Source organism: Pseudomonas putida (assembly GCF_001976065.1).
Classification (GTDB): Bacteria; Pseudomonadota; Gammaproteobacteria; order Pseudomonadales; family Pseudomonadaceae; genus Aquipseudomonas; species Aquipseudomonas serbica.
Window position 1 is genome coordinate 186129 of the sequence record NZ_MNAH01000009.1, and the last position, 26151, is coordinate 212279.

Consider the following 26151-nt stretch of genomic DNA (forward strand, 5'->3'; position numbering starts at 1 on the left):
GACAAGGCGTGGGCTGGCATACAGCTGAATCAGACTTTTCTGACGAATTCGGATTTGAGCTTCATCGGGCCGATGCCGTCGATCTTGCAGTCGATGTCGTGATCGCCGTCGCACAGGCGGATGTTCTTGACCTTGGTGCCGACCTTGACCACCAGCGACGTGCCCTTGACCTTGAGATCCTTGATCACGGTGATGGTGTCACCGTCCTGCAGGACATTGCCGACCGAATCCTTTTTCACGGCGTCATCGGCCACGGCTTCGGCTTCACCGCTGGCGGACCATTCGTGGGCGCACTCGGGGCAGATCAGTTGGGCGCCGTCTTCGTAGGTGTATTCGGAATTGCATTTCGGGCAGGGTGGCAACGTGCTCACTAAGGCTCCTTTGGATTCAGGATCGCTAAAAAGCGCACATTATATAGGGTTTTAGGCGGGAGAGGGCGTAGTGCTGACAAACCTGTGGGAGCGAGCAAGCCCGCTCCCACAGGGGAAGTTCGTTGTCAGTGGGTGCGGGCTACTGCGAACTCGCTGAGTTCGACCAATGCATCGCGATACTCGCTGGCAGGCAGCGCATCGAGGCATTTGATCGCACGGGCCACGTAATCACGGGCCAGTTGCGCGGTGTATTCCAGCGAGCCGGAGGCTTCCACGGCTTCGCGGATGTTCTCCAGGTCCTCGATGCCGCCTTTCTGGATTGCCTTGCGCACCAGTGCAGCCTGCTCCGACGTACCTTCGCGCATGGTGTAGATCAGCGGCAGGGTCGGCTTGCCTTCGGCCAGGTCGTCACCGACGTTCTTGCCCAGGGTCTCGGCATCGCCTTTGTAGTCCAGCAGGTCGTCGACCAGTTGGAAGGCCACCCCCAGATGGTCACCGAAGGTGCGCAACGCTTCGCACTGCTCAGGCGTCGCACCGGCCAGGGCGGCCGCACTGTGGGTCGAGGCCTCGAAGAGCATCGCGGTCTTGCCGCGGATGACTTCCATGTAGGTTTCTTCGGTGGTGCTGGCGTCGCGGACCTTCGACAGCTGCAATACCTCGCCTTCGGCGATGATGCGCGTGGCTTGCGAAAGGATTTTCATCACCGGCATGGAGCCCAGCTCGACCATCATTTCGAAGGAACGCGAATACAGGAAGTCGCCCACCAGCACGCTCGGCGCATTGCCCCACATGGCATTGGCGGTCGAGCGGCCACGGCGCATGCCGGACATGTCGACCACGTCGTCATGCAGCAGGGTGGCGGTGTGCAGGAATTCGATGGTCGCGGCCAACAGGCGCAGGTCGTCGCCTTCACGGCCAAGGGCCTTGCCACACAGCAGCACTAACAATGGACGCAGGCGTTTACCGCCGGCCGAGGTAATGTAATCGCCGATTTTCGATACCAGCGGCACTCGGGAAGTCAGCTGCTTCTTGATGATGCCGTCGACGGCGCTAAAATCGTCCGCCACCGCGCGGTAGAAAGCTTGGGGTTGCATCAGCGACAGTTGCTCCAGAAGGGTTGCGCGGCATGCTAGGACCCACGCCTGCAGGTGTCAAGGCGCGATGGACGGCCTATTGCAAGGCGCTCGTGCCTTGCGTACAATCGCGCACCCTGAACTTCCTGGGCAGCACCTGCCTTACGCAATTGCAAGTGGGCCTCCAGCCCCATGCAGCCATGCCAGCCAATACCTCTTCTTATAAAGAGCTGGGTGAGCAGGATTATCGGAGAAATACCATGTCTTATGCAGTAATCGTTACTGGCGGCAAGCAGTACAAAGTCGCCCCAGGTGAATACCTGAAGATCGAAAAACTGGAAATCGCTACCGGCGAATCCGTTACCTTTGATCGCGTTCTGTTGGTTGCCAATGGCGACGACGTGAATATCGGCGCTCCAGTTGTTGCTGGCGCTACCGTTGTGGCTGAAGTGATCTCCCAAGGTCGTCACGATAAAGTCCGCATCATCAAGTTCCGTCGCCGTAAGCACCACATGAAGCGTATGGGCCACCGCCAGTGGTACACCGAGATCAAAATCACCGGTATTCAGGCTTAATTACAGCCTAATTCCTCACTAGGAGAATTGAACTCATGGCACACAAAAAAGCTGGTGGTAGTACCCGTAACGGTCGCGACTCAGAAGCCAAACGCCTTGGCGTGAAGATGTATGGCGGCCAGGCTATCAAAGCAGGCAACATCATCGTGCGTCAGCGCGGCACCCAATTCCACGCTGGCTACGGCGTTGGCATGGGTAAAGATCACACTCTCTTCGCTAAAGTCGAAGGCGTGATCAAGTTCGAAGTAAAAGGCGCCTTCGGTCGTCGTTACGTGAGCGTAGTCGCGGCTTAATTGCGCGATCGCTGGAAAAGCCCTGTCTCGCGACGGGGCTTTTTCGTTTGTGGGGTGAGTCTCTTGCAAAGCTGTTTGTATGGGCTGTCGGCGTACGATGTAGGTATCGTGGTTTGGGGTCGCTGCGCTCATTTTTGCAAGAGTCTTATGTCTTGATTGTTTTTCGGCTCGTCCGTATGGCGAGAGGCGTTTGTTATGAAGTTTGTTGATGAAGTATCGATTCGAGTAAAAGCCGGTGACGGCGGCAACGGTTGCATGAGCTTCCGTCGCGAAAAATTCATCGAAAACGGTGGTCCTAACGGCGGTGATGGTGGTGATGGCGGTTCCATCTATATGATGGCCGACGAGAACCTCAACACCCTGGTCGACTACCGTTACACCCGGCACTTCGATGCCGAGCGTGGCTCCAACGGCGGCAGCACCGACTGCACCGGCAAGAAGGGTGAGGATCTGATCCTGCGTGTGCCGGTTGGTACCACAGTGATTGACTCTGCCACCCAGGAAGTGATTGGCGACCTGACCAAGGCTGGCCAGAAACTGCTGGTGGCTCATGGTGGCTGGCACGGTCTGGGTAACACTCGTTTCAAATCCAGTACCAACCGTGCGCCACGCCAGACCACGCCGGGCAAGCCGGGCGAGCAGCGTGACCTCAAGCTGGAAATGAAAGTGCTGGCGGACGTGGGTCTGCTGGGCTTGCCGAACGCGGGTAAAAGCACCTTCATTCGTTCGGTCTCGGCCGCCAAGCCGAAAGTCGCCGATTATCCGTTCACCACCCTGGTGCCGAACCTGGGTGTGGTCAGTGTCGATCGCTGGAAAAGCTTCGTGGTCGCGGACATTCCGGGGTTGATCGAAGGCGCTTCCGACGGCGCCGGCCTGGGGATTCGCTTCCTCAAGCACTTGTCGCGTACCCGCCTGCTGCTGCACCTCGTCGACATGGCCCCGCTGGACGATACCAGTGCTCCGGACGCTGCCGAAGTCATCGTCAACGAGCTGACCAAGTTCAGCCCGTCCCTGGCTGAGCGCGATCGTTGGTTGATCCTGAACAAGTGCGACCAGATCCTCGAGGAAGAGCACGACGAGCGCGTCAAGGAAATCGTCGAACGCCTCGAGTGGACCGGTCCAGTCTATGTGATCTCGGCCATCGCCAAGCAGAACACCGAGCGCCTGTGTCATGACATCATGCGTTACCTGGAAGATCGTGCTGATCGACTGGCTAACGACCCGGCTTACAAGGAAGAGTTGGCTGACCTCGATCAGCGTATCGAGGATGAAGCCCGTGCCCAGTTGCAGGCGCTGGACGATCAGCGTGCACTGCGTCGCAGCGGCGTGAAGTCGGTCCACGACATCGGTGACGATGATTGGGATGAAGAAGATGTGGATGACGAAGACGGTCCGGAAATCATTTACGTGCGTGACTGATTCGTTGCGATAGACTTAAGCGCCGCTCAATCGAGCGGCGTTTTAGTATCCGGAAATCGATCGTTGGTCACGAATAACCACGAATAACGTCATGGGCAGTGCCAGGTCGCGCTGCCCTCAAGCTAAGGTTGAAGATGATGCGGAGCAAGGTGACAGGTGCGCAGCGTTGGGTCGTGAAGATCGGCAGCGCTTTGCTGACGGCGGACGGCAAGGGCCTGGATCGCGCGGCAATGGGTGTCTGGGTTGAACAGATGGTGGCCTTGCATGAGGCGGGTGTCGAGCTGGTGCTGGTGTCCTCCGGGGCGGTGGCGGCCGGCATGAGCCGTCTGGGCTGGACTGCTCGACCCAGTGCGATGCACGAGCTCCAGGCCGCTGCTGCAATCGGCCAGATGGGCTTGGTGCAGGCCTGGGAATCGAGCTTTGCCGAGCATGGCCGGCACACTGCGCAGATTCTCCTCACCCACGATGACCTGTCTGATCGCAAGCGCTACCTGAATGCGCGCAGCACCTTGCGCGCGCTGGTCGAGTTGAAGGTCATCCCGGTGATCAACGAGAACGACACCGTGGTTACCGACGAAATCCGTTTCGGCGACAACGATACGCTTGCGGCACTGGTGGCCAATCTGGTCGAGGCTGACCTGCTGGTGATCCTGACGGATCGCGATGGCATGTTTGATGCTGATCCGCGCAATAACCCTGATGCCCAGCTGATCTACGAAGCGCGCGCCGATGATCCGGCGCTCGATGCGGTGGCCGGTGGTACCGGCGGTGCGCTGGGGCGTGGCGGCATGCAGACCAAGCTGCGGGCGGCGCGCCTGGCGGCGCGGTCCGGTGCGCATACGATCATCGTCGGTGGTCGCCTGGAGCGTGTACTGGATCGCCTCAAGGCGGGTGAGCGCATCGGCACCTTGCTCTCGCCTGAGCGCGGCATGCTGGCGGCGCGCAAACAATGGCTGGCCGGGCATCTGCAAACCCGTGGCACCCTGGTGCTGGATGCGGGGGCGGTGACGGCGTTGTCCCAGGGCAACAAGAGCCTGCTGCCGGTTGGGGTCAAATTGGTCCAAGGCAGCTTCCGTCGCGGCGAAATGGTGGTCTGCGTGGCGCCCGACGGTCGTGAAATTGCCCGTGGGCTGGCCAACTACAGTGCGCTGGAAGCACAAAAAATCATCGGTCAGTCGTCTGAGGCGATTGTCGGTCTCTTGGGTTATATGGCGGAGCCGGAACTGGTTCATCGCGATAACCTGATCCTGGTCTGAAGGAATACCTGATGCGCGTGGCAAAAGGATTATTGGGGTTGCTGTTGGCGATGCCGTTGCTGGTATCGGCCGAGGAAATTGGCCAGGTGTCGACGGTGTTCAAGTTTGTCGGCCCGAACGATCGCATCGTGGTCGAGGCCTTTGATGATCCCAAGGTCGAGGGAGTGACGTGCTACCTGTCGCGGGCCAAGACCGGTGGCGTGAAGGGTGGGCTTGGATTGGCCGAGGATCGCGCCGAGGCGTCCATCGCCTGTCGCCAGGTCGGGCCCATCAGCTTCAAGGGTGAGCTCAAGGACGGCGACGAGGTGTTCAAGGAGCGTACGTCCCTGGTATTCAAGACCATGCAGGTGGTGCGGTTCCTCGACAAGAAGCGCAATACGCTGGTGTATCTGGTCTACAGCGATCGCTTGATCGAGGGCAGTCCGCAGAACGCGGTGACGGCGATTCCAATCTTGCCGTGGGCTCACGCTCAGTAATTTCACACAATCAGAACTGTGGGAGCGGGCTTGCTCGCGAAGGCGGCGTGTCGGTCAATATTGAGGTCGACTGACGCTGCGCATTCGCGAGCAAGCCCACTCCCGCAGTTTTTTTTGCGTGCCCATCAAATCGTGGGCAATAAAAAACCGACCCTGAGGTCGGCTTTTTAATGAACGAGTCGCTTAGGCAGCAGCGGCAACGTTCAGGGCCTTTACGTGGCCATTCAGGCGGCTCTTATGGCGAGCAGCCTTGTTCTTGTGGATGATGCCTTTATCGGCCATACGGTCGATAACTGGCACAGCCAGAACGTATGCAGCTTGAGCTTTTTCAGCGTCTTTTGCGTCGATGGCCTTAACTACATTCTTGATGTAGGTACGAACCATGGAACGCAGGCTGGCGTTGTGGCTGCGACGCTTCTCAGCCTGTTTTGCACGTTTTTTGGCGGAAGGTGAGTTGGCCACCGTCGAGCTCCTCGAAAGACTTTTTAGGAAATAGCAAACAAAATAGGCCGCGAATCATGCCGATGAGTTGAGGTCTTGTCAAGGGCGGTTGAGACGTTCCGCTAAGTGGTAGGTACTACACCTCTGGATATTTCTTTCCAGCGTGCGACCTGTAAACTCGCGAGCTTTGGCTCTGTGCTGTTGCGGCGCGGAGTATCGCATAAGTAGGCGCGTAGTTCGCCTGCTGTTTATCGACAGGCACAAACTCTTTCAATGAATCTGCTCAAATCGTTGGCCGCCGTCAGCTCTATCACGATGCTTTCCCGGATTCTGGGGTTTGTTCGTGACACCCTCATTGCGCGTGCATTCGGTGCGGGAATGGCGACCGACGCCTTCTTCATCGCCTTTAAACTGCCCAATCTGTTGCGGCGGATTTTTGCCGAGGGGGCGTTTTCCCAGGCATTCGTGCCGATTCTTGCCGAATACAAGAGTCAGAAGGGCGATGAGGCGACGCGAACCTTCATTGCCTACGTTTCTGGCCTGCTGACGCTGGTGCTGGCGTTTGTCACGGCGTTGGGCATCCTGGCCGCACCTTGGGTGATCTGGGTGACTGCACCGGGTTTCGCCGATACACCGGAAAAGTTCGAGCTGACCACGAGTCTGCTGCGCGTGACCTTTCCTTACATCCTGCTGATTTCCCTGTCTTCGTTGGCTGGAGCGATCCTCAATACCTGGAATCGCTTTTCGGTGCCGGCCTTTGTGCCGACCCTGCTCAACGTCAGCATGATCATTTTTGCGCTGTTCCTGACGCCGTACTTCGATCCACCGGTGATGGCCCTGGGATGGGCGGTATTGGCGGGTGGTCTGGCGCAATTGCTCTACCAGCTGCCGCATCTGAAAAAAATCGGCATGCTGGTTCTGCCGCGCCTGAATCTGCGCGACAGCGGCGTCTGGCGGGTGATGAAACAGATGCTGCCAGCGATTCTCGGGGTGTCGGTGAGTCAGATCTCGCTGATCATCAACACCATCTTTGCCTCGTTCCTGGTGGCCGGCTCGGTGTCCTGGATGTACTACGCCGATCGCCTGATGGAGTTGCCGTCCGGTGTGCTGGGCGTGGCCCTGGGCACGATTTTGCTGCCGACCCTGGCCAAGACCTACGCCAGCAAGGATCGCCAGGAATATTCGCGAATCCTCGATTGGGGCCTGCGCCTGTGTTTCGTGCTGGTATTGCCTTGTGCCCTGGCGTTGGGAATCCTGGCCGAGCCGCTGACGGTTTCACTGTTCCAGTATGGTCAATTCGATGCCCATGATGCGGCCATGACCCAGCGTGCTCTGATTGCCTATTCGGTCGGTTTGCTCGGGATTATCGTGATCAAAGTGCTGGCGCCGGGCTTTTATGCGCAACAAAACATCCGCACGCCAGTGAAGATTGCGATTTTTACCCTGGTGGTCACCCAGTTGTTCAACTTGCTCTTGATCGGCCCGCTGGCCCATGCCGGCCTTGCGCTTGCCATCAGTGCCGGGGCCTGCCTCAATGCCGGGCTGCTCTTCTATCAACTGCGCAAGCAACAGATGTATCAGCCGCAACCGGGCTGGGCGAAGTTCGGCGCCAAGTTGGTGGTCGCGGTCGCGGTGATGTCCGCGGTATTGCTGGCCGGGATGCACTTCATGCCTGCTTGGGGCGATGGCCAGATGCTTGAGCGTTTCCTGCGCCTGGGCGCTTTGGTGATTGCCGGTGTGGTGGCGTATTTCGGCATGTTAGTGTTGATGGGCTTTCGGTTGCGCGACTTTAACCGCAGGACGCTTGGCTGAGGCCGGGGCAGTGATAAACACGGGCGAGTCGGCGTTTTTGTCGGCTCGATGACTTTGGGATACGGTGTTGCCTGTCGTCGGCCGCCGGGTGTGGTTATAATCGACCACTTTATGAGCAAGAAGCGCGTTATGCAGCTGGTTCGAGGCCTCCACAATCTGCGCCCCCAGCATCGGGGCTGTGTCGCCACTATTGGCAACTTTGACGGTGTGCACCGTGGTCACCAGGCTATCCTGGCGCGGCTGCGCGAGCGTGCACTCGAGTTGGGTGTGCCCAGCTGCGTGGTGATTTTCGAGCCGCAGCCACGGGAATTCTTCGCCCCGGACACGGCACCGGCCCGTCTGGCCCGGTTGCGTGACAAATTGCAGCTGTTGGCCGCCGAAGGGGTCGACCGGGTCCTTTGCCTGGCCTTCAACCAGCGCCTGAGCAAGCTCAGCGCCAGTGAATTTGTCGATACCATCCTGGTTGATGGGCTCGGCGTGCAACACCTTGAAGTCGGCGACGACTTCCGTTTCGGCTGTGACCGGGTAGGGGATTTCGATTTCCTGCAACAGGCTGGCGTGATGCAGGGCTTTACCGTGGAAGCGGCGCAGACCGTCGAGCTCGATGGCATTCGCGTCAGCAGCACCCAGGTGCGTAATGCGCTGGCCGCTGCTGACTTTGCCCTCGCCGAGCGGCTGCTGGGTCGCCCGTACCGGATCGCCGGTCGCGTGCTGCACGGCCAGAAGCTGGCGCGGCAGTTGGGTACGCCCACCGCCAACATTCAACTCAAGCGTCGTCGCGTGCCGCTGACCGGGGTTTACCTGGTCAACGTCGACATCGACGGCAAGACCTGGCCAGGCGTCGCCAATATCGGCGTTCGCCCCACGGTCCAGGGAGATGGCAAAGCCCACCTCGAAGTCCATCTTTTAGATTTTGCCGGCGATCTGTATGACCGGCGTTTGACGGTGGTTTTCCACCACAAGCTGCGTGAAGAGCAGCGTTTCGCCTCTCTGGAGGCGCTTAAGACGGCGATCAATGCGGATGTCGCCGCCGCCCGTGCCCTGTCGCACCTAGCGCCAATCGCTAATGAAGAGCCTTAAATGACCGACTATAAAGCCACGCTAAACCTTCCGGACACCGCCTTCCCAATGAAGGCCGGCCTGCCTCAGCGCGAACCGCAGATTCTGCAGCGCTGGGACAGCATTGGCCTGTACGGAAAGTTGCGCGAAATTGGCAAGGATCGTCCGAAGTTCGTCCTGCACGACGGTCCTCCGTACGCCAACGGCACGATTCACATCGGTCACGCACTGAACAAGATTCTCAAGGACATGATCATCCGATCGAAGACCCTGTCGGGCTTCGACGCGCCTTATGTTCCGGGCTGGGACTGCCATGGCCTGCCGATCGAACACAAAGTCGAAGTGACCCACGGCAAGAACCTGGGCGCGGACAAGACCCGCGAACTGTGCCGAGCCTACGCCACCGAACAGATCGAAGGGCAGAAGTCCGAATTCATCCGTCTGGGCGTGCTGGGCGACTTCGCCAACCCGTACAAGACCATGGATTTCAAGAACGAGGCCGGTGAAATCCGCGCGCTCGCCGAAATCGTCAAGGGCGGTTTCGTGTTCAAGGGCTTGAAGCCGGTGAACTGGTGCTTCGACTGCGGTTCGGCCCTGGCCGAAGCGGAAGTGGAGTACGAGAACAAGAAGTCCTCGACCATCGACGTGGCCTTCCCGATCGCTGACGAGGCCAAGCTGACCGCCGCGTTCGGTCTGCCATCGCTGGGCAAGCCTGCCTCGATCGTGATCTGGACCACCACCCCGTGGACCATCCCGGCCAACCAGGCGCTGAACGTCCACCCGGAATTCAACTACGCCCTGGTTGATATTGGCGACAAGCTGCTGGTGCTGGCTGAAGAGCTGGTTGAAGCCTGCCTGACGCGCTATGGCGTTGAAGGTTCGGTCATCGCGACTACCACCGGTAAAGAACTGGAACTGATCAACTTCCGTCACCCGTTCTACGATCGCCTGTCGCCTGTGTACCTGGCTGACTACGTCGAGCTGGGCGCCGGCACCGGTGTGGTTCACTCTGCCCCGGCCTACGGCGTGGACGACTTCGTGACCTGCAAGAAATACGGCATGGTCAACGACGACATCCTCAATCCTGTGCAAAGCAACGGCGTCTACGCGACTTCGCTGGAATTCTTCGGCGGCCAGTTCATCTGGAAGGCCAACCCGGCCATCGTCGACAAGCTGACCGAAGTCGGTGCGCTGATGCACACCACCGTCATCGAACACAGCTACATGCATTGCTGGCGCCACAAGACCCCGCTGATCTACCGCGCCACCGCGCAGTGGTTCATCGGCATGGACAAGCAGCCGACCACGGGTGACACCCTGCGTGTGCGCTCGCTCAAGGCCATCGAAGACACCAAGTTCGTTCCGGCCTGGGGCCAGGCACGCCTGCACTCGATGATCGCCAACCGTCCGGACTGGTGCATTTCCCGCCAGCGCAACTGGGGTGTGCCGATCCCGTTCTTCCTGAACAAGGAAAGCGGCGAGCTGCACCCGCGTACCGTCGAACTGATGGAAGAAGTTGCCAAGCGCGTCGAAGTCGAAGGCATCGAAGCCTGGTTCAAGCTGGACGCGGCCGAACTGCTTGGCGCTGAAGCGCCGCAGTACGACAAGATCAGTGACACCCTGGACGTCTGGTTTGATTCGGGCACCACGCACTGGCACGTCCTGCGCGGTTCGCACCCGATGGGCCACGAGAGCGGTCCGCGTGCCGACCTGTACCTGGAAGGTTCCGACCAGCACCGTGGCTGGTTCCACTCGTCGCTGCTGACCGGTTGCGCCATCGACAACCACGCGCCGTACCGCGAGCTCCTGACCCACGGTTTCACCGTGGACGAGTCTGGCCGCAAGATGTCCAAATCGCTGGGCAACGTCATTGCTCCGCAGAAAGTCAACGACACCCTGGGCGCCGACATCATGCGTCTGTGGGTCGCGTCGACCGACTACTCCGGCGAAATGGCGGTGTCCGAGCAGATCCTGCAACGCAGTGCGGACGCCTACCGGCGTATCCGTAACACCGCGCGCTTCCTGCTCTCGAACCTGACCGGCTTCAACCCGGCCACCGACCTGCTGCCAGCCGAAGAAATGCTGGCACTGGACCGTTGGGCTGTAGACCGCACCCTGCTGCTGCAACGCGAGCTGCAAGAGCACTACGGTGAATACCGCTTCTGGAACGTCTACTCGAAGATCCACAACTTCTGCGTGCAGGAGCTGGGTGGTTTCTACCTCGACATCATCAAGGACCGCCAGTACACCACTGGCGCCGACAGCAAGGCTCGCCGTTCGTGCCAGACCGCGCTGTTCCACATCTCCGAGGCGCTGGTGCGCTGGATCGCGCCGATCCTGGCCTTCACCGCTGACGAATTGTGGCAGTACCTGCCGGGCGAGCGTAACGAATCCGTCATGCTCAACACCTGGTACGAAGGCCTGACCGAATTGCCGGAAGGTTTCGAGCTGGGTCGCGCCTACTGGGATCGCATCATGGAAGTGAAAGTTGCGGTCAACAAGGAGATGGAAATCCAGCGCGCGGCCAAGGCCGTCGGTGGCAACCTGCAAGCCGAAGTGACGCTGTTCGCCGAAGACGCCCTGAGCGCCGACCTGGCCAAGCTGAGCAACGAACTGCGCTTCGTGCTGATCACTTCGACCGCCAGCGTTGCGCCGTTTGTACAGGCTCCTGCCGACGCGGTAGTTACCGAAGTCAGCGGCCTGAAGCTGAAGATCGTCAAGTCGGCCTACGCCAAGTGCGCCCGTTGCTGGCACTGCCGTGAAGATGTCGGTGTGAACCCTGAGCATCCGGAAATCTGCGGTCGTTGCGTCGACAACATCAGCGGCGCTGGCGAGGTTCGTCACTATGCCTAATGCCGTTGGCCGCTTCGGGCGGCTGGGCTGGCTCTGGTTGAGCCTGCTGGTTCTGGTCATCGACCAGGCCAGCAAGTTCTACTTCGAAGGCAAGCTCGAGATGTACCAGCAGATCGTGGTGATCCCCGACTACTTCAGCTGGACCCTGGCCTACAACACCGGCGCTGCATTCAGCTTCCTGGCTGACAGCTCCGGCTGGCAGCGCTGGTTGTTTGCCCTGATTGCAATTGTGGTCAGCGCGGTGCTGGTGGTCTGGCTCAAGCGTCTGGGGCGTAACGAGACCTGGCTGGCGGTTGCGCTGGCACTGGTGCTCGGCGGCGCGCTGGGCAACCTGTATGACCGCATTGCCCTGGGCCATGTGATCGATTTCATCCTGGTGCACTGGCAGAACCGCCACCACTTCCCGGCGTTCAATTTTGCCGACAGCGCAATCACTGTAGGCGCTGTCATGCTGGCACTGGATATGTTCAAAAGTAAAAAAACCGGAGAAGCCGTTCATGACTGAACAGGTATTGGCTGAGCAACGCATCGGCCAGAACACGGAAGTCACCTTGCATTTCGCATTGCGCCTGGAGAACGGCGACACGGTGGACAGCACCTTCGACAAGGCCCCGGCGACCTTCAAGGTCGGTGATGGCAACCTGTTGCCAGGTTTCGAAGCGGCGCTGTTCGGTTTCAAGGCCGGCGACAAGCGTACTCTGAGCATCGAGCCGGAAAACGCTTTCGGCCAGCCAAACCCGCAAAACGTGCAGATCATCCCGCGTTCGCAGTTCCAGGACATGGAGCTGTCGCCCGGTTTGCTGGTGATCTTCAACGATGCGGCCAATACTGAATTGCCGGGTGTGGTCAAAGAGTTCGATGATGCGCAAGTGACCATCGACTTCAACCATCCGCTGGCTGGCAAGACGCTGACCTTTGACGTAGAGATCATCGAAGTCAAAGCGCTGTAATCGCCTTTCTGTAGGAGCCGGCTTGCCGGCGAAGAGGCCTTCAAGCCTTGCTGTGAGTCCAAGTGCCTCATCGCTGGCAAGCCAGCTCCTACAGTGAGTTGTAACGATCTGAAATTTCGCGCGCAAGACACGAGGCACAGCATGCAAATTAAACTCGCCAATCCCCGTGGCTTCTGCGCCGGTGTGGACCGGGCGATCGAAATCGTCAACCGCGCCCTGGAAGTGTTCGGGCCGCCGATCTATGTCCGCCACGAAGTGGTCCACAACAAATTCGTCGTCGAAGACCTGCGTAACCGCGGGGCGATCTTCGTCGAAGAACTGGATCAGGTGCCGGACGACGTGATCGTGATCTTCAGTGCCCACGGTGTGTCCCAGGCCGTACGTACCGAAGCCGCCGGCCGTGGCCTGAAAGTGTTCGACGCCACCTGTCCGCTGGTGACCAAGGTGCACATCGAAGTCGCCCGATACAGCCGCGACGGCCGCGAATGCATCCTCATTGGCCACGCCGGTCACCCGGAAGTCGAAGGCACCATGGGCCAGTACGATGGCAGCAACGGTGGTGCGATCTATCTGGTCGAAGACGAAAAGGATGTCGCCGAACTGCAGGTGCACAACCCGGAAAAACTGGCGTTCGTCACTCAGACCACTTTGTCCATGGACGATACCAGTCGCGTCATTGACGCCTTGCGTACGCGTTTCCCGGCCATCGGTGGCCCGCGCAAGGACGACATCTGCTATGCCACGCAAAACCGCCAGGACGCGGTCAAGCAACTGGCCGACGAGTGCGATGTGGTGCTGGTGGTGGGCAGTCCGAACAGCTCCAACTCCAATCGCCTGCGCGAACTGGCAGAACGCATGTCGACCCCGGCCTACCTGATCGATGGTGCCGAAGACCTGGAAAAAAGCTGGTTCGACGGCGTCGAGCGCATCGGCATCACCGCCGGCGCTTCCGCTCCGGAAGTCCTGGTGCGTGGCGTGATCCAGCAATTGCAGGCCTGGGGCGCTACCGGTGCCGATGAGTTGGCCGGTCGTGAAGAGAACATCACGTTCTCCATGCCCAAGGAACTGCGGGTCCGTTCGCTGCTCTGAGCCTTCACCCCGGGCATAAGGCCTGCGCGGTCCGTTTGCTGCGCAGGCTGATGCGACCGTTCGAAGCCAGTACCACCTGGTGCTGGCTCTGCGCTTCGCGTGCCGCGCACACATGCAATGTCCCTGCTTGAAAACCACCGGCCACCGGCCCACCCAGTGGGCCGAAGCGTACGGCCGTCCCGACATACAGATTGCCGATGATCGCCACGCCCATGCTGCTACGGCGCTCAATCAGCAGCGGATTGTCGGGGTCCTCATGGCCCTTGCCGCTGACATCCAGAATGATCCGCCAGCCCTGGCTCCAGTCGTCCTCGATGGCGTGAATGATCACGACCTGGCCGCGGGCTATCGCTTCACTCCTTGCACTGCGCAAACCGCTGACGAGTGACTTGGCTGACTCCTCGCGATGGTTCGATTCTTTAAGTCCTGCATAGGCCGGACTGACCAGGAGCAGAACAATCCCGACAATCGCGAGTCCCATAAGCAATTCGATCAGACTGAAACCTTGCTCACGCATGAAATCTCCCTCCCTGGAATATGCTGCCTCGCGCGATCCCTGCGCCAGTAGAAGCAGGTATAGCCGACGGCAACGAAGGGCAACGGTGGATCATCGTTCAAAAGGTTTCACGCTGATTGAGTTGCTGGTGGGGTTGGCGATCTTCCTGGTCCTGATCACCCTGGCGGTCCCGGCGTTCATCCGATCGACACAAGGCACCAGGGCCGACACCGAGATGGGTGATCTGCGACGTGCCCTGAACTATGCCCGAATGGAAGCCATCGACCGAGGCCTGACCACGCGGCTGCGACCCACGGCGGGCGCGAGTGTGTGGACCGGGGAGTTGTCGGTGTATGACGGTACGGACACCCCGGCCAATGTGTTGCGGGTTGTTCCACCGATGAGCAGCGGGGCGACTCTGACGCTACCCTCCGGAGTGACGGCCATCGATTTCAATAACCTGGGCGGGCTGTCGTCACCCTCCACGGCAGTGGTGATCAGCTATGTGCTCGGAACACAAAGCAGGACGCTGAATGTGTGTTTGAACGGACGAATTCTATTGGGTGGAAGTTGCGGATGAGACCATGGAGCAAGCGTGCCCAGGAGGGCATGACGCTGATCGAGGTACTGGTGGCGTTGCTGCTCCTGGGCGTGGCGCTATTGGGCGCGGCGGCGATTCAATTGAATGCCTTGAAGTACACCGACAGTGCGCGCATGACCAGCCAGGCCAGTTTTATCGCCTACGACATGATGGATCGCATACGCGCCAATGCTGCCGCCGACTACACCGTGACACCGCCTACCTCGGGCAATCCGAAAGTCGCCCGGGACCAGGACCTCTACGATTTCACCCGTAACATTGCCGGTTTTGGTGGCGAAACGGCGACCGGCAGCATCTCCCTGAACCAGCGGGTGTACACCATCACCATCACCTGGGACGACTCGCGGGCCGCCAACGCTGCAGACTCACGGCGCAGTTTCGTCCTCACCAGCCGCGCGACCGTCGACCCGGTGGCGAGGCCATGAGCCGCTCCAACCGCGGCTTCGGCCTGGTCGAGTTGCTGATCGCCCTGGCCTTGAGCCTGGTCGTGGTGCTGGGGGTGGTGCAGGTGTTCATTGCCGCAAAAAATACTTACATCAGCCAGAACGCCGCGGCAGCCATGCAGGAGGACGCGCGTTTCGTGCTGAGCAAAATGATCCAGGAAATCCGCATGGTCGGCATGTTCGGCTGCCTGGGGCCTATCACCGATGCCAGCAAAGCGGGTGACTTCAATGCCAGCCATCTAACGCCGATCAGCTGGGACAACGCCGGTCGCAAGTTGACCCTGGTTACGGCGGACATCGGCAGTAATGGCGGGACGCCGGCCTGGACAGTGGTGTCCGATTGCCGAAGCAGCGCGACGGCGTATTCCGACTGGCATGCACCTGCTGCGGGGCAACTGGCATTTCCCATCCGCCGTTTGATCTACAGCTTGAAGAACGGTGAGCTGAAGATGGGTGTCGGCAGGGATCAGCCGCTCGAGCAAGTGCTGGTGGATAACGTCAGTGCTTTCGACGTCAGCTTCGGCCTCGCCAGCTCGGCTGCCGATTCGGCGGTGTCCAGTTACAGCAGCAACCCGTCGGACCCGACACGCATCCGCAGCGTACGCCTGAGCCTGAGCCTCACTGACCCGAACAATCGGGTGAGCGACCAGACCTTCAATGTGGTTGCCGCTTTGCGCAACCGCTTGCCATGAAAAGTGGGTCTATGAGCGTTGCACCTTGCGCCCAGCGCGGCATGGCGCTGCTGGTCAGCCTGGTGTTCCTGTTGCTGCTGACGCTGATCGGCATTTCATCGATGCAAAACGCCACCCTGCAGGAAAAAATGGCCGGTAGCCTGGGTTTGCGCAATCAGTCGTTCCAGCTTGCCGAAGCGGTGTTGCGCGTAGGTGAAAGCGCGGTGCAGCTCGATAGTTATTCGTTGCCCGTGTGCAGCGGCACTGCCCGGTGCGCCCCGCCTGCCGAATCGGCGACCCTCAAGGCGGCCGGGTTCAATTCCAACTCAGGGGTGACCTGGATCGCATCCGGCAACGGGTTCTATGGCGTGCAGAACATTGGCACCAGCGTGGCAGCGGTGAACGTGCCGAGCAACACCTCGGCGACTTTGTACCGGATCACCGCCGTGGGCATTGCGGGCAGCTCGCGCAGTGTGGTGGAGAGCATTTATGCGAAATATTGAACGCCGCACGCAGCGCTGGCGGTTGTTGAGCAGGGCCGTTTGCACCTTGTTCCTGGCCGCTCCAGCCTATGCCTTCACGCCTGCGGATTCGCCCTTGTTGTGCACCAAGTCCGGCTCCGGCGGCAGTGGTGTCGCCAGCGCCACGCGTTATTTCCAGACCAGCTACGACCCCAAGGACTGGCGTGGCACCATCAAGGCTTACGGCTTCACCGCCAGTGGCGCGGTCGATACCGCCTCGGTGCTGTGGTCCACCGATACGGCGATCGTGCTGGGCGCTACGGCACCGGCCTATCAATCATGGAACAGCCAGACCCACAGCGCCGTGACATTGGCCTTCGCCAACGTGTCTGCGGACCAGCAAAGCGTTCTCAGCCTGGGCTTGCCCAGCGGCCTTACGGGCAGCGATTTGCTGGAGTGGAGCAAGGGCAGCAACAAGGCCGGCCTGAAAGTGCGCCCTGTATTGCTGGGCGACATCGTCAACTCGCCGCTGGTGCTGGCGGCGCCTTCGGATCAAACCGCAGCGGATTTGTCGGGGGATACCTCCTACAGCACGTACCTGGCGACCAAGGCAGCCAATATGCATGCCAGCCTCGTGGTCAACGCCAACGACGGTTTCGTCAGCATCATCAATACCGCCAACGGTGCCCGGCGCTACGCCTACATGCCTGCCAGTGTGCTGCCGTCCTTGCATTACATCGCCGATCCCGCGTACATCAACGGCGTCGGCCACAAGTTCCTGGTGGATGGGCAGGTGGGCGTGTTCGATGCCCAGCTGAACAGTGCCTGGAAGACCCTCGCCCTGGGCGGAACGGGGGCGGGCGGGCGAACCTTCTATGCACTGCAGTTGTTCGACGCATCGGCGGGCAATGCTGTGAAGGCCCTGTGGGAAATCAGCGCGCCGGCCTCTGCCAGTGCAGCGAACGCTTTTAATGACCTGGGTTATGCCTACGCCCGTCCGGAGGTGGCACGCTTGGCGGATGGGCGCTGGGCTGCGTTCATTGCCAACGGCTATGGCAGTTACTCCGGGGTGGCGGCGTTGTACGTGGTGGACATTCGCGACGGCAGCCTGATCAAGAAAGTCGTGGTCGACAGCAGCGAAACCACTAACGGTTTGTCTTCGGTGAAGCTCAGGGTGAACTCGCAGAATGTGGTGCAGGCCGCCTATGGCGGCGACCTCAAGGGGCGGCTCTGGAAGTTTGACCTCAGTGGCGCCACCCCGAACGCCTGGGGCATCGCATTCTCCGGCCAGCCATTGTTCACCACCGCCGGCGGCGCTACCCAGCCCATCACCGCACAGCCATTGCTGGCAGACAACGCCCGGGGTGGCAAGATGGTGTTTTTCGGCACCGGTAAATTCAACGAGACGACGGACAGGACCAACAAGGAGCTGCAAGCGTTCTACGCGGTGTGGGACGCGGAGGGTGGCTCCGGACAGATCACTCCCTCCAGCCTGCAGGCCCAGGCAGTGACCGGGGTGGTTTCGGGAGAATCGGGGCAGTCCATCACCACCAGCCAGAACGAGGTGACCTACCCGACGCAAAAGGGTTGGTATTTGCCACTGCGGTATAACAACGCGCTGACCGGTGAGCGGGTGATCAGCCAGGCCAGCCTGGTGCTCGGACGGATCGTGTTTACCACGGCCAGCGTGGACACCTCCGACCCTTGCGCCGGCTTCGGTAGCGGCAAACTGGTCGAACTCGATGCGTTCAGCGGTAAGATGCTCAATTACGCAGTGCTCGACACCAACGGCGACGCCGTGGTCGACAGCACCGACACGCTGTCCAGCGGCGTGGTCTTTACCGGCGGGATGCCGACCCTGAACGCCATCGTCAATGGCGCGACACGCAAGATCGTGAACGATTCCAGTGGCGGTATCTCCACGCTGGTGGAAAAATCCGGCGGCGGCAGCCGTCGCATCATGTGGCGACAAATACAGTAAGTGAGAGTTTAGGCATGCGCAGATCCAACCGCGGTTTTACCCTGATTGAAATCATGATCGTGATTGCGATCATCGGGATCGTCATCACCATTGGCTATCCGAGCCTCACCGAGTACGTGAACAAGGGGCGTCGCACTGAAGTCGCCGGTCTGCTCTCGGAACAGGCGCAGATCCTCGAGCGCTTCTATTCAAAGAATAACGTCTACACCAATGCCACCGACCTGAGTGCCGGCAATGATTACTACAGCATTTCCCCGACCCTGACGGATCAGACCTTCCTGCTGACGGCAGTGCGCAAACCTGGCACGGGCATGGCCACGGACAAGTGTGGTGATTTCACCCTTACCAACACCGGCGTCAGAAGCATGGTCAATGCGGCGGACGGCCTGACCACCAAGGATTGCTGGGGTCGCTGAGTTTCCTTTTCGGGCGCCCTTTGCGCCCCTGTCTATTGAACGGTTGGATCAGAACATGACCAGGCAACAGCAAGTGGTGATCGTCGGTGGTGGGGTAATCGGGCTGCTGACCGCATTCAATCTCGCGTCCCAGGTGCAGAGTGTGGTGCTGCTGGATCGATCGAACGTCGGCCAGGAATCGTCCTGGGCCGGTGGTGGCATCGTTTCGCCGCTCTATCCCTGGCGTTACAGCCCGGCGGTGACCGCGCTGGCGCATTGGTCCCAGGATTTTTATCCACAGCTGGGCGAGCGCTTGTTTGCGGCCACCGGAATCGATCCCGAGGTGCATACCACCGGCCTGTACTGGCTGGACCTGGACGATGAGGCCGAGGCGCTGGCCTGGGCCGCGCGCGAGGGCCGGCCGCTGCGGGCTGTGGATATCTCGGCGGCCCACGATGCGGTGCCGGTGCTGGGCGGTGGTTTTTCCCGGGCGATCTACATGGCCGACGTGGCCAACGTGCGCAATCCGCGTCTGGTGAAGTCGCTCAAGGCGGCATTGCAGGCGCTGGCGAACGTGACGATTCATGAGCAGTGCGAAGTCAGCGGGTTTATTCGGCAAGACGAAAAAATAGTCGGCGTGCAGACCTCCACAGGTGCGATCCAAGGCGATCAAGTGGTGCTGACCGCCGGCGCCTGGAGCGGTGATCTGCTCAAGAGCCTGGGCCTTGAGTTGCCGGTCGAACCGGTAAAGGGGCAGATGATCCTCTACAAGTGCGCAGCGGACTTCCTGCCGAGCATGGTCCTGGCCAAGGGGCGTTATGCCATTCCGCGGCGCGATGGGCACATCCTGATTGGCAGTACCCTGGAGCATGAAGGCTACGACAAGACGCCTACCGATTCGGCCCTGGAAAGCCTCAAGGCCTCGGCCGTGGAGTTGATTCCGGCGCTGGCCGACGCCGAGGTGGTGGGGCATTGGGCCGGTTTGCGGCCAGGCTCGCCGCAGGGCATTCCCTATATTGGGCCGGTGCCAGGTTTTGATGGGCTCTGGCTCAACTGCGGGCACTACCGTAATGGGTTGGTGCTGGCGCCTGCGTCGTGCCAGTTGTTTGCCGATGTGATGCTGGGCAGGGCGCCGATCATCGATCCGGCGCCGTATGCGCCAACCGGGCGGATCTGAAACCAGTTTCCTCAATCCAGGCCCAGCTTCTTGAGTCGATAACGCATCGACCGGAATGAAAGATTCAACCGCTGAGCCGCTGCCGTGCGGTTCCAGCGGGTCTCTTCCAGTGCCTGGAGAAGCAGTTGGCGTTCAACGTTTTCCAGGTACGCCTCCAGGTTATCGATCTGCGTGAGGTCCGGCGCGCCCCCTTCGGCAGCACAGTTACCCTCGGCAAGGCGCAGGTCGCTGGCCTCGATCAGCTTGTTTTCGCATAACGTATGAGCCCGTTCGAGCATGTTCTCCAGTTCGCGCACATTGCCCGGGAAACGGTAGTTTTTCAGGGTGTCGAGCGCATTCGGGTGGAGTTTTGCTGCGGGCTGCCCGCTGTCTGCAGCCAGGCGCTTGAGCATGTGGCTGGCCAGAGGCTCGATGTCGTCACGGCGCTCGCGCAACGGCGGAACCCGCAGCTCGATCACGTTCAGGCGGTAGTACAGATCCTGGCGAAAGCGTTCGGCAGCGACTTCGGCGCCAAGGTCCTTGTGGGTGGCGCAGAGTATCCGCACATCGACCACCACCTCCTGTTGCCCACCGACGCTGCGTACCGCTTTCTCCTGGATGGCTCGCAGCAATTTGACCTGCATCGGCAGAGGCAAGTCTGCCACTTCGTCGAGAAACAGGGTGCCGCCGTGCGCCGCCTGGAACAAACCGGGTTTATCTTCGATGGCGCCGCTGAAGCTGCCCTTTCGATGGCCGAAAAACTCGCTTTCCATCAGTTCAGTTGGAATCGCACCGCAATTGACCGGGACAAAAGGTTGGCTGGCCCGTGGTCCTCGCTCATGAATCAGGCGGGCGACCAGCTCCTTGCCACTGCCAGACTCGCCACTGATGTACACAGGTGCCTGGCTGCGAGCCAGTTTTTCGATCTGTTTGCGCAGATCGCGCATGGGCGGTGACTCGCCCAGCAAGCGACGATCGATGGCGCTACCAGGAACGGGTAGCAGCAAGGCGCTGGTCACCAGTTCTCGCAATCGGGTCAGGTCCACCGGTTTGGTCAGGAAATCGAACGCACCGGCCTTCAGCGCATTGATTGCTGTGTCGAGGCTGCCGAAAGCCGTGATCATGGCTACCGGGACTTGTGGGTAGTGTTGCTGGATGTGTAGCACCAGCTCCAGGCCGCTGCCGTCCGGCAGGCGCATGTCGGTCAGGCACAGGTCGAATGGCTCGCGCTGGAGCAGGGCCAGGGCCTCGCCAGCGTTGCGGGCGCAGTAGGTATCGAGCTTCATCCGTCCCAGGGTGATTTCCAGGAGTTCGCGGATGTCCGGCTCGTCGTCGACGATCAGGACTTTTGACCGTGGGCTCATGTTCAACCTTGTTTTCGTCCGTGAGCAAAGGTGATGCGAAAGCAGCCGCCCTGGCGTGATCTGAAGTCCAGGCGGGCCTGGTTGCATTCGCACAGCTCGCGGGACAGGTAGAGCCCCAGGCCAGTGCCCTGGTGGCTGGTGGTGAAGAAAGGCTCGAACAATTGCGCTTGATGGTCCGGGGCCACGCCGGGGCCGTCGTCGAGGATCTCGAGGGTCGGTAGCTGACTGTCGGGATCGGTGAACAACTCGAGCCAGACCTGTGCCTGGTCGTGGTCAAGGGCGCTATGGCGCCATGCATTGCGTATCAGGTTGTCGAGAATCTGCTCCAGCTGATTCGGGTCCATCAAGGTGCTGTAGTCACCGGGAGCAATGCGCAGATGGATCTTTTGGCGCTCGGTCGCCTGCTCGCGGATATCTGTCACAAACTGTTCCAGCCACAGCTTCAGGTCGAGACGTTGCGTTGCGGTTTGCTGGCGACGGGACAGTTGCAGGACGTTTTCGATAACCCGATTCATTCGCTGAGAGTGGTCTTGAATAATCTGCGTCAGACGTCGGTCCGCGGCATTCAGTTCCTCCGACTCTCGCAATAGCTGCGCTGCGTGACTGATGGCGCCCAATGGATTGCGGATTTCATGGGCAATACCGGCGGTCAAGCGGCCCAGGGCGGCAAGTTTCAGTTGTTGAGCCTGTTGGGTGATCTGGGCGAGGTCTTCGAGAAAAACCAGGGTCTGGTGATGCGGGCCAGGGGCCAGGGCAATGAAGCTCGGCTGCAGTTCTAGGCCGCTGCTGGCGATTCTCAGGCTTGGCGGGCGCCGCATCGGGTTTTCGATCCACAGTTGCAGGTCTTCGACCAAGGCCGGGGCATGTTCGTCAATCCGTCGGCCTTCGAGATGCTCGCAGCCGAGCAGGGTCAAGGCGCTGTGATTGGCCAGTTGCACACGCCGTTGGTCGTCAAGCACCAGGATGCCGGTGCGCATGCGTTGCAGGATCAGTGCGTTGAGGGCTTCCAGGCCCATGACTTCGCTGGCCTTCTGCTCCACCAGGGTCTGGCTGACTTCCAGTCGTCTGACCAGGACCTGGACCAGCAATGCGGCGGCGAAACACAGGACGCCGAGCGTGCCGACCTGCAAGTAATCATTGGGGCTGGCGGGATGGCTGACATTCAGCAGGAAACTCGAACCCAGGATGCCCAGCACGCTAATGGCAGCAATCAGCAGGCCGATGCGTCTTCGCAGCAAGGTATTGCTGATGGCCACCGATACGATCAGCAGGTTGCCAATGGCGCTGGCCACTCCGCCACCTGCGTAGAACATCACGCAAAGCAGCGCGACGTCGACCAGTGCCAGGCTGAACAGTTGGGCTGGGCGGCGGGTGTTCTGGAAGAACACCACCAGCAGGATGTTCAGCACCAGGTACAACCCGCTGCCGTAGCGCAGCAGGTCGTCATTGGCGGACGTCAGCAACCGGTTGTCCAGGTTGCTGGAAATCAGCAGCACCAGGGTGATGCCGATGCTCAAACGGTAGAGGTGATAGAGGCGCAGCAGTCGCTGGGCCTGTTTGTCGCCGGGACTGGACGTCTCAGCGACCACTGGAACCTGGGCCTTGCTCAAGGTGAGCCTGGCTGCAATACCACTGTTGTTGGAGGCTCAGCGCACGATCGCGGGGCAGGTGCACGCCGCAATGGGCGCAGCGGACCATGGGCGCCGCTTCCCGCTCGGCGGAGGACTTGGGTGCGGAAACCTGGCCCTTGTACTTGCGCCATAACCAAACAGCGGCGGCAATCACTGCGATCCAGAATAATAAACGAAGCATGGCGGGCTGCTTTATGACGGATGAGCCGCCAGTTTAGCCAAGGACATGACAGCCGCACAGCGTATTCGCGCTGCTTAAAAATGGCGCAATAAAAAAGGGAGACTCAAGCGTCTCCCTTTCTGCAATACGGTCGTATCAGTCGAACACGCCGAAGGTCATGTAGCTGAACCACGAGCGGTCTTCATTGTTGCCTTCGGCCTCGTGATCCTCTTCTTCGATCACATCGCCGTCGCTGTCCTTAGGCTTGAGCTCGCTCGGAATCGCGTCCTTGGCTTCCTGGAACTGCTTCTGCACGTCCTGGTTGGCGCGGGTTTCTCCCGGTGGCAGCGGTGGACGGGATTCGATCAGGCCCAGGGTGGCCTTGCTCAGCCACGACCGGTTGTCGGCTTCAGCCACCGATGGCTCGAACTGACCGTCCACCAGGCTTGGGTGGTTCGGGTAGTTGAGCTTCAGGGTTTCGAGGCTGGTGGCAGCCAGTTCGTCCAGGTGCAGGCGCTGGTAGGCCTCGGTCATCACCGCCAGGCCGTCGCCGACCGAAGGGGTTTCCTGGAAGTTTTCCACCACGTAGCGACCGCGGTTCGCGGCGGCGACGTAGGCCTGACGGGTCAGGTAATAGTCGGCCACATGGATTTCATAGGCCGCCAGCAGGTTGCGCAAGTAGATCATGCGCTGCTTGGCGTCCGGCGCGTAACGGCTGTTGGGGAAGCGGCTGGTCAGCTGGGCGAACTCGTTGTAGGAGTCGCGAGCGGCACCCGGGTCACGCTTGGTCATGTCCAGCGGCAGGAAACGCGACAGCAGGCCAACGTCCTGGTCGAAAGAAGTCAGGCCCTTGAGGTAGTAGGCGTAGTCGACGTTCGGGTGTTGTGGGTGCAGGCGAATGAAGCGCTCGGCAGCAGCCTTGGCGGCTTCCGGTTCGGCGTTCTTGTAGTTGGCGTAGATCAGCTCCAACTGGGCCTGATCGGCATAGCGGCCGAACGGATAGCGTGATTCCAGAGCCTTCAGCTTGGCAGTGGCGCTGGTGTAGCTATTATTGTCCAGATCGGCTTGAGCCTGTTGGTACAACTCGACTTCGCTCAGGTTTTCGTCTACGACTTCCTTCGAAGAGCAAGCAGCGGTCAATGCGAGGATGGCGATCAGCAGCAGGTGTTTCACTTGCATGGCGGCTTGCGTCCCTATGACGGCCGCTGTCTTGGGCGAGGCCGTCCTGTTATGATGAGCGCCCCGTTGAATAGCCTCGGGGCAAAAGACGCCGTATTTAACCACAAGCGCGCAGCCGAAACCAAAAGCTGTGCCGACGCCTAGTCTGAGCATGTCCGATAAAATTGAACTCCGCGCAGAGGTGCCGTCCGAATTGGGCGGCCAACGCCTCGATCAAGTCGCCGCACAATTATTCGCTGAGCACTCGCGCTCGCGCCTTTCCGCCTGGATCAAAGACGGCCGCCTGACTGTGGATGGGGCGGTTGTCCGCCCGCGAGACATCGTTCACGGTGGCGCCATTCTTGAACTCACTGCCGAGCAGGAAGCTCAGGGCGAATGGGTCGCTCAAGACATCGCCCTGGACATCGTCTATGAAGACGACGACATCCTGGTGATCAACAAGCCCGCGGGCCTGGTGGTTCACCCGGCTGCCGGCCACGCTGATGGCACTTTGCTCAACGCCTTGCTGCACCACGTGCCGGACATCATCAATGTGCCCCGCGCCGGCATCGTGCATCGCCTGGACAAGGACACCACCGGTCTGATGGTGGTGGCCAAGACCATTCAGGCGCAGACACAGCTGGTGACTCAGTTGCAGAGCCGCAGCGTCAGCCGGATCTACGAGTGCATCGTGATCGGCGTGGTAACCGCTGGCGGCAAGATCAATGCGCCGATCGGTCGTCACGGCCAGCAACGCCAGCGCATGGCCGTGATGGAAGGTGGCAAGCAAGCCGTCAGCCACTACCGCGTGCTCGAGCGTTTCCGTTCCCACACCCACGTGCGGGTGAAGCTGGAAACCGGTCGTACACACCAGATTCGTGTGCACATGGCGCACATCAACTTCCCGTTGGTCGGAGATCCTGCCTATGGTGGTCGTTTCCGGATTCCGCCGGCAGCCAACCCGACCATGGTTGAATCGCTGAAGAACTTCCCGCGCCAGGCACTGCATGCGCGGTTCCTCGAGCTGGATCATCCGACCACCGGTGTTCGCATGAGCTGGGAATCGCCGCTGCCGGAAGACTTCGTCTGGTTGCTGACCCTGCTCAAGCAAGACCGTGAGGCATTTGTCGGATGAGTGACTGGCTGATTCCTGACTGGCCCGCGCCGGCCGGGGTCAAAGCCTGCGTCACCACCCGTGCGGGCGGCGTCAGCCTGGCGCCGTTCGACAGCCTCAATCTTGGCGATCACGTCGACGACAGCCCTGAGGCCGTCGCCGAGAATCGCCGGCGTCTGACTGACCATTTTTCGATACAGCCGGCCTGGTTGCAGCAGGTTCACGGCATCGTCGTGGCGCATGCCGACCCGAGCCGGGTGGACATTGCCGATGCCAGTTGGACTTCTACGCCGGGCATTGCCTGTGCGGCGATGACTGCCGATTGCCTGCCTGTGCTGTTTTGCGACCGTGCCGGTACTCGTGTCGCGGCGGCCCATGCCGGTTGGCGCGGGTTGGCGGCGGGCGTGCTGGAAGCAACCCTTGACAGCCTGGCGGTGCCACCTGCCGAGGTTTTGGTCTGGCTCGGCCCGGCGATTGGCCCGCAAGCCTTTGAAGTGGGCCCCGAAGTACGGGAAACCTTCGTCGAGCAACTGCCTGGAGCTGCTCAGGCTTTTGCGCCGAGTCAAAACCCCGGCAAGTTCATGGCGGACATTTATATGCTGGCGCGCTTGCGTCTGGCAGCTCAGGGTGTAACCGCTGTTTATGGCGGCGGATTCTGCACCGTCTCCGATCCACGCTTCTTTTCCTATCGCCGTGCCTCCCGCACTGGCCGATTTGCCTCCCTTATCTGGCTCGAACGCTAGACTTGTCTGATCTGCATCAACCTCTCGACGCTTGAAACTCCCAGAATCGACCACATCTATTGTGCTATCTGGCAGGTTTCTTCATTCAGGATGTTTTATAGGTCCGGCCT

27 protein-coding genes and 1 pseudogene are annotated in these 26151 nt (G+C 60.4%); 20 read left to right on the forward strand and 8 right to left on the reverse strand.

The genetic code is table 11. The annotated features are described in order from the left end of the window. Positions 1 to 29: 29 nt before the first annotated feature. Together BKX96_RS26085 and BKX96_RS26090 are read right to left on the reverse strand one after the other, a co-directional pair. The gene (locus BKX96_RS26085; RefSeq protein ID WP_046815721.1) at positions 30 to 371 is read right to left on the reverse strand and encodes a zinc ribbon domain-containing protein YjdM; all 342 of its coding nucleotides are present in this window, start codon (positions 369 to 371) and stop codon (positions 30 to 32) included. 125 nt (positions 372 to 496) lie between these two features. Next, positions 497 to 1465, reverse strand: a complete 969-nt coding sequence (locus tag BKX96_RS26090) for a polyprenyl synthetase family protein (protein ID WP_046815720.1) — start codon at positions 1463 to 1465, stop codon at positions 497 to 499. A gap of 239 nt (positions 1466 to 1704) precedes the next feature. On the opposite strand from BKX96_RS26090, the gene rplU reads away from it, so the two are divergent. From rplU to BKX96_RS26115, 5 genes are all read left to right on the forward strand, one after another. Continuing rightward, positions 1705 to 2019, forward strand: a complete 315-nt coding sequence (gene rplU / locus BKX96_RS26095) for a 50S ribosomal protein L21 (RefSeq protein WP_003176051.1) — start codon at positions 1705 to 1707, stop codon at positions 2017 to 2019. Between the two features lie 35 nt (positions 2020 to 2054). Beyond that, the gene (rpmA, locus tag BKX96_RS26100) at positions 2055 to 2312 is read left to right on the forward strand and encodes a 50S ribosomal protein L27 (protein ID WP_003281574.1); all 258 of its coding nucleotides are present in this window, start codon (positions 2055 to 2057) and stop codon (positions 2310 to 2312) included. 195 nt (positions 2313 to 2507) lie between these two features. Next, positions 2508 to 3731 (forward strand): Obg family GTPase CgtA, encoded by a 1224-nt coding sequence (gene cgtA, locus BKX96_RS26105; RefSeq protein WP_077185848.1) that lies wholly within the window; start codon positions 2508 to 2510, stop codon positions 3729 to 3731. Between the two features lie 137 nt (positions 3732 to 3868). After that, positions 3869 to 4987: a glutamate 5-kinase gene (gene proB, locus BKX96_RS26110; protein WP_033041014.1), complete on the forward strand. Its 1119-nt coding sequence runs from the start codon at positions 3869 to 3871 to the stop codon at positions 4985 to 4987. Positions 4988 to 4998: 11 nt separating this feature from the next. Then, positions 4999 to 5463 (forward strand): CreA family protein, encoded by a 465-nt coding sequence (locus BKX96_RS26115; protein WP_007970921.1) that lies wholly within the window; start codon positions 4999 to 5001, stop codon positions 5461 to 5463. 183 nt (positions 5464 to 5646) lie between these two features. On the opposite strand, the gene rpsT is transcribed toward BKX96_RS26115, so the two are convergent. After that, on the reverse strand, positions 5647 to 5925 hold the full coding sequence (gene rpsT / locus BKX96_RS26120; protein ID WP_020798646.1) for a 30S ribosomal protein S20: 279 nt from the start codon (positions 5923 to 5925) through the stop codon (positions 5647 to 5649). A 252-nt stretch (positions 5926 to 6177) separates the two neighbouring features. Here rpsT and murJ point away from each other — a divergent pair, with 252 nt between their 5' ends. The 6 genes from murJ to ispH all read left to right on the forward strand — a co-directional run bounded on the left by murJ (position 6178) and on the right by ispH (position 13667). Continuing rightward, complete coding sequence (murJ, locus tag BKX96_RS26125; protein ID WP_046815717.1) at positions 6178 to 7716, forward strand: murein biosynthesis integral membrane protein MurJ; 1539 nt, start codon at positions 6178 to 6180, stop codon at positions 7714 to 7716. Positions 7717 to 7845: 129 nt separating this feature from the next. After that, positions 7846 to 8796: a bifunctional riboflavin kinase/FAD synthetase gene (gene ribF, locus BKX96_RS26130; protein WP_046815716.1), complete on the forward strand. Its 951-nt coding sequence runs from the start codon at positions 7846 to 7848 to the stop codon at positions 8794 to 8796. Further along, positions 8797 to 11628 (forward strand): isoleucine--tRNA ligase, encoded by a 2832-nt coding sequence (gene ileS / locus BKX96_RS26135; protein ID WP_077185849.1) that lies wholly within the window; start codon positions 8797 to 8799, stop codon positions 11626 to 11628. Then, complete coding sequence (gene lspA, locus BKX96_RS26140; protein ID WP_046815714.1) at positions 11621 to 12133, forward strand: signal peptidase II; 513 nt, start codon at positions 11621 to 11623, stop codon at positions 12131 to 12133. Before ileS ends, lspA begins: the two co-directional genes overlap by 8 nt. 7 nt (positions 12134 to 12140) lie before the next feature. Further along, complete coding sequence (gene fkpB, locus BKX96_RS26145; RefSeq protein ID WP_178134270.1) at positions 12141 to 12578, forward strand: FKBP-type peptidyl-prolyl cis-trans isomerase; 438 nt, start codon at positions 12141 to 12143, stop codon at positions 12576 to 12578. 141 nt (positions 12579 to 12719) lie between these two features. Then, complete coding sequence (ispH, locus tag BKX96_RS26150; protein ID WP_046815712.1) at positions 12720 to 13667, forward strand: 4-hydroxy-3-methylbut-2-enyl diphosphate reductase; 948 nt, start codon at positions 12720 to 12722, stop codon at positions 13665 to 13667. 4 nt (positions 13668 to 13671) lie between these two features. Here the strand turns inward: ispH and BKX96_RS26155 are convergent, their stop codons facing one another. Beyond that, positions 13672 to 14184, reverse strand: a complete 513-nt coding sequence (locus BKX96_RS26155) for a GspH/FimT family pseudopilin (RefSeq protein WP_046815711.1) — start codon at positions 14182 to 14184, stop codon at positions 13672 to 13674. Positions 14185 to 14269: 85 nt separating this feature from the next. Here BKX96_RS26155 and BKX96_RS26160 point away from each other — a divergent pair, with 85 nt between their 5' ends. From BKX96_RS26160 to thiO, 7 genes and pseudogenes are all read left to right on the forward strand, one after another. After that, positions 14270 to 14743: a GspH/FimT family pseudopilin gene (locus BKX96_RS26160; RefSeq protein WP_046815710.1), complete on the forward strand. Its 474-nt coding sequence runs from the start codon at positions 14270 to 14272 to the stop codon at positions 14741 to 14743. After that, positions 14740 to 15189 carry a type IV pilus modification protein PilV gene (gene pilV / locus BKX96_RS26165; protein ID WP_046815709.1) on the forward strand — a complete coding sequence of 150 codons (450 nt, stop codon included), beginning with the start codon at positions 14740 to 14742 and terminating at the stop codon, positions 15187 to 15189. Before BKX96_RS26160 ends, pilV begins: the two co-directional genes overlap by 4 nt. After that, positions 15186 to 15899 (forward strand): PilW family protein, encoded by a 714-nt coding sequence (locus tag BKX96_RS26170; protein ID WP_077185851.1) that lies wholly within the window; start codon positions 15186 to 15188, stop codon positions 15897 to 15899. Before pilV ends, BKX96_RS26170 begins: the two co-directional genes overlap by 4 nt. Before the next feature lie 11 nt (positions 15900 to 15910). Beyond that, the gene (locus BKX96_RS26175) at positions 15911 to 16381 is read left to right on the forward strand and encodes a pilus assembly PilX family protein (protein ID WP_046815707.1); all 471 of its coding nucleotides are present in this window, start codon (positions 15911 to 15913) and stop codon (positions 16379 to 16381) included. Between the two features lie 97 nt (positions 16382 to 16478). Beyond that, positions 16479 to 18320: pseudogene (locus tag BKX96_RS26180) on the forward strand (pilus assembly protein); the annotation flags it as partial. A 14-nt stretch (positions 18321 to 18334) separates the two neighbouring features. Then, entirely contained in the window at positions 18335 to 18736 is a 402-nt protein-coding gene (locus BKX96_RS26185; protein ID WP_046815705.1) for a type IV pilin protein, read from the forward strand. 55 nt (positions 18737 to 18791) lie between these two features. Further along, the gene (gene thiO / locus BKX96_RS26190; protein ID WP_046815704.1) at positions 18792 to 19892 is read left to right on the forward strand and encodes a glycine oxidase ThiO; all 1101 of its coding nucleotides are present in this window, start codon (positions 18792 to 18794) and stop codon (positions 19890 to 19892) included. Positions 19893 to 19903: 11 nt separating this feature from the next. On the opposite strand, the gene BKX96_RS26195 is transcribed toward thiO, so the two are convergent. From BKX96_RS26195 to BKX96_RS26210, 4 genes are all read right to left on the reverse strand, one after another. Then, on the reverse strand, positions 19904 to 21235 hold the full coding sequence (locus BKX96_RS26195; RefSeq protein ID WP_077185853.1) for a sigma-54-dependent transcriptional regulator: 1332 nt from the start codon (positions 21233 to 21235) through the stop codon (positions 19904 to 19906). A gap of 2 nt (positions 21236 to 21237) precedes the next feature. Beyond that, the gene (locus BKX96_RS26200; protein ID WP_077185854.1) at positions 21238 to 22824 is read right to left on the reverse strand and encodes a sensor histidine kinase; all 1587 of its coding nucleotides are present in this window, start codon (positions 22822 to 22824) and stop codon (positions 21238 to 21240) included. After that, complete coding sequence (locus BKX96_RS26205) at positions 22814 to 23047, reverse strand: PP0621 family protein (RefSeq protein WP_077185855.1); 234 nt, start codon at positions 23045 to 23047, stop codon at positions 22814 to 22816. The genes BKX96_RS26200 and BKX96_RS26205 overlap by 11 nt, the downstream gene beginning before the upstream one ends. 135 nt (positions 23048 to 23182) lie before the next feature. Next, positions 23183 to 24205: an outer membrane protein assembly factor BamD gene (locus BKX96_RS26210; protein WP_046815701.1), complete on the reverse strand. Its 1023-nt coding sequence runs from the start codon at positions 24203 to 24205 to the stop codon at positions 23183 to 23185. 151 nt (positions 24206 to 24356) lie between these two features. Between BKX96_RS26210 and rluD the strand changes: the two genes are divergently transcribed. Both rluD and pgeF read left to right on the forward strand, forming a co-directional pair. Beyond that, the gene (gene rluD / locus BKX96_RS26215) at positions 24357 to 25319 is read left to right on the forward strand and encodes a 23S rRNA pseudouridine(1911/1915/1917) synthase RluD (RefSeq protein WP_008058321.1); all 963 of its coding nucleotides are present in this window, start codon (positions 24357 to 24359) and stop codon (positions 25317 to 25319) included. Then, the gene (gene pgeF / locus BKX96_RS26220) at positions 25316 to 26041 is read left to right on the forward strand and encodes a peptidoglycan editing factor PgeF (RefSeq protein ID WP_077185856.1); all 726 of its coding nucleotides are present in this window, start codon (positions 25316 to 25318) and stop codon (positions 26039 to 26041) included. Before rluD ends, pgeF begins: the two co-directional genes overlap by 4 nt. Positions 26042 to 26151: the final 110 nt, after the last annotated feature.